This is a genomic window from Pseudomonas tehranensis (assembly GCF_014268615.1).
GTDB classification, from domain to species: domain Bacteria; phylum Pseudomonadota; class Gammaproteobacteria; order Pseudomonadales; family Pseudomonadaceae; genus Aquipseudomonas; species Aquipseudomonas tehranensis.
Window position 1 is genome coordinate 1 of record NZ_JABWQV010000257.1, and the last position, 6,791, is coordinate 6,791.

The window sequence follows — 6,791 nt, forward strand, 5'->3', positions numbered from 1 at the left end:
TTTATCCCCGCTGGGCTGCGAAGCAGCCCCGAAATCTGAGCATGCGCAGCATCAGGTTGATCGAGTTGGCTACTTTTTGGGGGCTGCTTCGCAGCCCATCGGGGATAAATCCCCTCGCCACAACTGTGCTTGGCAGGCCAACGTGGTAAAGCCCAGCATCCTCCAGCCCAACCCGCTTTGCAATGCTGGCGCGACCCACCAGTCACAGCTTGTGTCAGATACGGCACAAACTGTCACACCCGCTGTATCGCAATCGTCACACAGCCCATCCGTTGGTCCGACGAACTCCTCCTAAAGTCTTGATTTACGGGCGCTGCAAGGCAGTGGCCCGACCTTTGCTCTAGGCTTAATTACCAGCGCTCAATTTTGCGCGGCCTCCCGTATAAGCACAAAAGCCAAGGAGAACTCATCATGCGTTACGCTCACCCCGGTACTGAAGGCGCTATCGTTTCGTTCAAGAGCAAATACGGTAACTACATCGGCGGCGAGTTCGTCGCGCCTGTCAAAGGTCAGTACTTCACCAATACTTCCCCGGTCAATGGCCAGCCCATTGCCGAATTCCCGCGTTCCACGGCCGAAGACATCGAAAAAGCCCTGGACGCCGCCCACGCCGCTGCTGATGCCTGGGGCGCCACGTCCGCCCAGGCCCGTTCGCTGGTTCTGCTGAAAATCGCCGACCGCATCGAACAGAACCTCGAAGTGCTGGCAATCACCGAGTCCTGGGACAACGGCAAGGCTGTGCGTGAAACCCTCAACGCCGACATCCCCCTGGCCGCCGACCACTTCCGCTACTTCGCCGGTTGCCTGCGCGCCCAGGAAGGCAGCGCCGCCGAGATTGACGGCAACACCGTGGCCTATCACATCCATGAACCGCTGGGCGTGGTCGGGCAGATCATCCCGTGGAACTTCCCGCTGCTGATGGCCGCCTGGAAACTCGCGCCGGCCCTGGCCGCCGGCAACTGCGTGGTGCTCAAGCCCGCCGAGCAAACCCCGCTAGGCATTTGCGTGCTGATGGAGCTGATCGGCGACCTGCTGCCACCTGGCGTACTGAACGTGGTGCAAGGCTTCGGCAAGGAAGCCGGTGAAGCCCTGGCCACCAGCAAGCGCATCGCCAAGATCGCCTTCACCGGCTCGACCCCGGTGGGCTCGCACATCATGAAATGCGCGGCTGAGAACATCATCCCGTCCACCGTGGAACTGGGCGGCAAGTCGCCGAACATCTTCTTCGAAGACATCATGCAGGCCGAGCCGAGCTTCATCGAAAAGGCTGCCGAAGGCCTGGTGCTGGCGTTCTTCAACCAAGGCGAAGTCTGCACCTGCCCTTCCCGCGCCTTGGTGCAGGAGTCGATCTACGACGAGTTCATGAAGGTTGTGATGAACAAAGTCCTGCAGATCAAACGCGGCGACCCGCTGGACACCGACACCATGGTCGGCGCCCAGGCGTCCGAGCAGCAATTCGACAAGATTCTTTCGTACCTGGAAATCGCCAAGGGCGAAGGTGCCGAACTGCTGACTGGCGGCAAGGTGGAAAAACTCGAGGGCAACCTGGCCACGGGTTATTACATCCAGCCAACCCTGCTCAAGGGCACCAACAAGATGCGCGTGTTCCAGGAAGAAATCTTCGGCCCAGTGGTGAGCATCACCACTTTCAAGGATGAAGCCGAAGCCCTGGCGATTGCCAACGACACCGAGTTCGGCCTCGGCGCCGGCCTGTGGACCCGCGACATCAACCGCGCCTACCGCATGGGCCGGGCGATCAAGGCCGGTCGCGTCTGGACCAACTGCTACCACCTCTACCCGGCTCATGCCGCGTTTGGTGGTTACAAGAAGTCCGGCGTAGGTCGTGAAACCCACAAGATGATGCTCGACCACTATCAGCAGACCAAGAACCTGCTGGTGAGCTACGACATCAATCCGTTGGGGTTCTTCTAAGCCAGCGGGGCGAGGCAGGTGGTTCTGCTTCGCCCTTTAGATAGCTATCGCGAGCAGGCTCGCTCCCACAATGGATCTGTTTCAACTCTGGAGGAGAGTTATCCACAGATCCTTGTGGGAGCGAGCCTGCTCGCGAAGGCGGCGATACAACCAGCACAGCAACAACTGAATCACCCGCTTCATGAGCAAGCCCGCTTTCACGGGGCCAAAAAACAATAAAAACAGGTAAACCCTTATGCCAAGCGATCAAGCAAACCCGCAATCGGCAACGTCCTCTGTCGACTTCGAAAAAGTCGGCTCCGAATACTTCCAACAACGCGAACTTAAAAAAGGTGCGGCGGGCTGGGTCCTGCTGGTGGGCCTGGGGGTGGCGTATGTCATTTCCGGGGACTACGCCGGCTGGAACTTCGGCCTGGCCCAAGGCGGTTGGGGCGGGATGTTCCTCGCTACGCTGCTGATGGCCGCGATGTACCTGTGCATGTGCTTCTCCCTGGCCGAGCTGTCCTCGATGATTCCTACCGCCGGCGGCGGCTATGGCTTTGCCCGTAGCGCATTCGGTCCCTGGGGCGGGTTTCTCACGGGCACGGCGATCCTGATCGAGTACGCCATCGCCCCGGCGGCGATTGCGGTGTTCATCGGCGCGTATTGCCAATCGCTGTTCGGCATTGGTGGCTGGATGATCTACCTGGCGTTCTACATCATCTTCATCGCCATCCACATATTCGGCGTGGGTGAAGCGCTCAAGCTGATGTTCATCATCACCGCCGTCGCCGCCCTGGCACTGGGCGTGTTTCTGGTAGCGATGGTGCCGCACTTCGACGTCGCCAACCTGCTGGACATCCCGGTCACCGCGGCCACGGGCGCCAGCCCATTCCTGCCGTTCGGCTATGTCGGCGTGTGGGCAGCCATTCCGTATGCCATCTGGTTTTTCCTGGCCGTGGAAGGCGTACCGCTGGCGGCTGAAGAAACCAAGAACCCCAAGCGCGACCTGCCGCGCGGCCTGATCGGCGCCATGCTGGTGCTGGTGGCGTTTGCCTTGCTGATTCTGGTGATCGGCCCAGGCGGCGCGGGTTCCAATGCGCTGATGGCTTCGGGCAACCCGCTGGTGGAAGCGCTGGCCAAGGCCTACGGCGGCTCGACCTGGATGGGCAACTTCGTCAACCTCGTCGGCCTGGCCGGCCTGATCGCCAGCTTCTTCTCGATCATCTACGCCTACTCGCGGCAGATCTTCGCCTTGTCTCGCGCCGGTTACCTGCCACGCAAACTCTCCGAAACCAATAAAAGCAAAGCACCTGTATTGGCGCTGATCATCCCCGGCATCATCGGTTTCGGCTTGTCCCTGACCGGCCAGGGCGATCTGCTGATTCTGGTAGCGGTGTTCGGCGCCACCATCTCCTACGTGCTGATGATGGCCGCGCACATCACCCTGCGCATCCGTCGCCCCAAAATGGACCGGCCATACCGCACACCCGGCGGCATCTTCACCTCGGGCGTAGCCCTGGTGCTGGCATGCATCGCCGTGGTGGCGGGCTTTCTGGTGGATCCGCGGGTGGTCATCGGCGCCGCGATCATCTATGGAGTGTTAATTGCTTACTTCGCGTTCTACAGTCGGCATCACTTGGTAGCAGGCACGCCTGAAGAGGAATTCGCGGCGATTCAAAAAGCCGAAGAAGCCTTGCACTGAGTTGTAAAACGCCGAAAACCACGGCGCCGCCCAGCGGCGCCGTCACGGAGAACCTGTATGGCCAGTTTTGCACACACGGTCGGCGCGCAGACCTACCGCTTCGACAGCCTCAAAGACCTGATGGCCAAGGCCAGCCCGGCGCGTTCCGGGGACTTCCTCGCCGAAATCGCCGCGCTCAACGACGGCGAGCGGGTAGCCGCGCAAATGGCGCTGGCCGACTTGCCCCTCAGCCATTTCCTGCAAGAAATGCTGATTGCTTACGAGGACGACGAAGTCACCCGGCTGATCGTCGACACCCACGATAAACAGGCCTTTGCCCCGGTCAGCCATCTCACGGTTGGCGGTTTTCGCGACTGGCTGCTCAGCGATGCGGCCGACGAACACAGCTTGCGAGCCTTGGCCCCGGGCCTGACCCCAGAAATGGTCGCCGCCGTATCGAAGATCATGCGCGTGCAAGACCTGGTGCTGGTGGCGCAGAAGATCCGCGTGGTGACCAAGTTCCGCGGCACCCTCGGCCTGCGCGGGCGGCTGTCCACCCGCCTGCAACCCAACCACCCCACCGACGAACCCGCCGGGATCGCCGCGAGCATCCTCGACGGCCTGCTCTTCGGTAACGGTGACGCCATGATCGGCATCAACCCGGCCACCGACAGCACGGCGTCGATCTGCGCCATGCTGGAAATGCTCGACGCCATCATCCAACGCTACGACATCCCCACCCAAGGCTGCGTGCTGACCCACGTCACCACTTCCATCGAGGCAGCGAACCGTGGCGTGCCCCTGGACCTGGTGTTCCAGTCCATTGCCGGCACCGAAGCGGCCAACGCCAGTTTCGGCATCAACCTGAACGTCTTGCAGGAAGGCTACGACGCCGGGCTGAGCCTGAATCGCGGCACCTTGGGCAACAACCTGATGTATTTCGAAACCGGCCAGGGCAGCGCGCTGTCAGCCAACGCCCACCATGGCGTCGATCAACAGACCTGCGAAACCCGAGCCTACGCCGTCGCACGGCATTTCAAGCCGTTTTTGGTGAATACCGTCGTAGGATTTATCGGCCCGGAGTACCTGTACAACGGCAAACAGATCATCCGCGCCGGCCTGGAAGACCACTTCTGCGGCAAGCTGCTGGGCGTACCGATGGGTTGCGACATCTGCTACACCAACCACGCCGAAGCCGACCAGGACGACATGGACACCCTGCTGACCCTGCTGGGCGTGGCCGGGATCAACTTCATCATGGGTATCCCCGGCTCTGACGACATCATGCTCAACTACCAAACCACCTCGTTCCACGACGCCCTCTACGCCCGCCAGACCCTGGGCCTCAAACCCGCGCCGGAATTCGAAACGTGGCTGGCGAACATGGGCATCTTCACCCAGGCCGATGGCCGGGTGCGGTTCGGCGACAACCTGCCACCGGCGTTCCGTCACGCCCTCGCGCATTTGGGATGAGTGACCTGCCCATGGATAAAAAACCTGTCGATCCACAAAACCCTTGGCTGAATCTGCGCAACCTCACCCCGGCGCGCATCGCCCTGGGCCGCACCGGCACCAGTCTGCCGACCCAGGCGCAACTGGACTTCCAGTACGCCCACGCCCAGGCCCGCGATGCAGTGCACCTGGCGTTCGACCATGAAGGCATTCGCGCGCAACTGACTGAACGCGGCCGCGACAGCCTGCTGCTGCACAGCGCCGCCAGCGACCGCAACAGCTACCTGCAACGCCCGGACCTGGGCCGGCGGCTCGATGAAGCCTCCGTACACATCCTGCAGGACCACGTCGCGGCCAATCCCGGCGGCGTCGACCTGGCCATCGTAGTGGCCGACGGTCTGTCGGCGCTGGCGGTGCATCGGCATACGCTGCCATTCCTGGCGCGGCTGGAAGAACAGACCGCCGCTGAGGGTTGGTCAACCTCGCCAGTGATTCTGGTGGAACAGGGCCGGGTCGCGGTTGCCGATGAAGTGGCGCAGCGGCTCGGGGCCAAAATGTCGGTGATCCTGATCGGCGAACGCCCCGGCCTCAGCTCCCCCGACAGCCTGGGTTTGTATTTCACCTACAACCCCAAGGTCGGCCTGACCGATGCGTATCGCAACTGCATCTCCAACGTTCGCCTCGAAGGTTTGAGCTATGGCATGGCCGCCCATCGCCTGATCTACCTGATGCGCGAGGCCTGCCGCAGACAGCTCTCGGGGGTCAATCTGAAGGACGAAGCCCAGGTTCAAACTCTAGACTCGGAAAATGCCGCCGATATGAAAGGTAACTTCCTACTGATGCCGCCCCGAAGCTGATCCGTTTACAAGATTGCGTTTTTGATCCGCTTTCAGGCAGCATCGAAGCACGGCAGAACGCCGTTGTTGTCCGAGTATCTGTCGACCTTTGCAGACGAGACCTACTATGCGGATTATCCAAGCGACCCTGGAACACCTGGACCTGCTGACCCCATTGTTCGTCAAATACCGGGAATTTTATGGCTCACTGCCCTACCCGGATTCGTCCCGAGCCTTCCTCGAAAAACGCCTGCGCCGCAAGGAATCGGTGATCTACCTGGCGTTGCCCGATGACGATGACAACCGATTGCTGGGCTTCTGCCAGCTCTACCCCAGCTTCTCGTCACTGTCCCTCAAACGCGTGTGGATCCTCAACGACATCTACGTCGCCGAAGACGCCCGCCGCCAACTGGTGGCCGATAACCTGATCCGCACCGCAAAAAAAATGGCCAAGGAAACCAACGCCGTGCGCATGCGCGTCTCCACCAGCAGCAACAACGACGTGGCGCAGAAAACCTACGAGTCCATCGGCTTCAAGGAAGACACTGAGTTCAAGAACTACGTGTTGCCCATCAGCGAAGAGCTCTGAGCCGACAGCAATACCTCAGTGGTGAGGGAACCCTCACCACACCAATATCCCTGACACACCACACCCCCTTGTGGCGAGGGGATTTATCCCCGCTGGGCTGCGCAGCAGCCCCAAAACCTGAGCACGCGATACATCAAACCGCCCAAGCCGCCTACTTCAGGGCCGCTTCGCGCCCCAACGGGAGCAAGCTCCCTCGCCACATTAAGCCAGCGCACACCCATACCCCTCGGCACGACACCGCCCCTCCACCACAAAAGCCAGAGCACACCCATCCACCTGACAAAACACCACCCCCGTGGCGAGGGAGCTTGCTCCCGCT

The 6,791-nt window shown here is 61.2% G+C and carries 5 protein-coding genes; all 5 read left to right on the plus strand.

Annotated features, from left to right (window positions below; genetic code table 11):
* Nucleotides 1-411: 411 nt before the first annotated feature.
* The 5 genes from exaC (at nucleotide 412) to HU811_RS23370 (ending at nucleotide 6,472) form a co-directional block, all read left to right on the plus strand.
* The gene (exaC, locus tag HU811_RS23350; protein WP_092459459.1) at nucleotides 412-1,932 is read left to right on the plus strand and encodes an acetaldehyde dehydrogenase ExaC; all 1,521 of its coding nucleotides are present in this window, start codon (nucleotides 412-414) and stop codon (nucleotides 1,930-1,932) included.
* A gap of 235 nt (nucleotides 1,933-2,167) precedes the next feature.
* Nucleotides 2,168-3,616, plus strand: a complete 1,449-nt coding sequence (eat, locus tag HU811_RS23355; protein ID WP_186658341.1) for an ethanolamine permease — start codon at nucleotides 2,168-2,170, stop codon at nucleotides 3,614-3,616.
* Nucleotides 3,617-3,673: 57 nt separating this feature from the next.
* Complete coding sequence (locus HU811_RS23360; RefSeq protein WP_186658342.1) at nucleotides 3,674-5,068, plus strand: ethanolamine ammonia-lyase subunit EutB; 1,395 nt, start codon at nucleotides 3,674-3,676, stop codon at nucleotides 5,066-5,068.
* A gap of 11 nt (nucleotides 5,069-5,079) precedes the next feature.
* The gene (gene eutC / locus HU811_RS23365; RefSeq protein ID WP_186658344.1) at nucleotides 5,080-5,904 is read left to right on the plus strand and encodes an ethanolamine ammonia-lyase subunit EutC; all 825 of its coding nucleotides are present in this window, start codon (nucleotides 5,080-5,082) and stop codon (nucleotides 5,902-5,904) included.
* Nucleotides 5,905-6,010: 106 nt separating this feature from the next.
* The gene (locus tag HU811_RS23370; RefSeq protein ID WP_092394658.1) at nucleotides 6,011-6,472 is read left to right on the plus strand and encodes a GNAT family N-acetyltransferase; all 462 of its coding nucleotides are present in this window, start codon (nucleotides 6,011-6,013) and stop codon (nucleotides 6,470-6,472) included.
* Nucleotides 6,473-6,791 lie beyond the last annotated feature (319 nt).

Coding starts and splice junctions, on each gene's coding strand:
- exaC (WP_092459459.1), top strand. CDS start 412: ATGCGTTACGCTCACCCCGGTACTGAAGGCGCTATCGTTTCGTTCAAG.
- eat (WP_186658341.1), top strand. CDS start 2,168: ATGCCAAGCGATCAAGCAAACCCGCAATCGGCAACGTCCTCTGTCGAC.
- HU811_RS23360 (WP_186658342.1), top strand. CDS start 3,674: ATGGCCAGTTTTGCACACACGGTCGGCGCGCAGACCTACCGCTTCGAC.
- eutC (WP_186658344.1), top strand. CDS start 5,080: ATGGATAAAAAACCTGTCGATCCACAAAACCCTTGGCTGAATCTGCGC.
- HU811_RS23370 (WP_092394658.1), top strand. CDS start 6,011: ATGCGGATTATCCAAGCGACCCTGGAACACCTGGACCTGCTGACCCCA.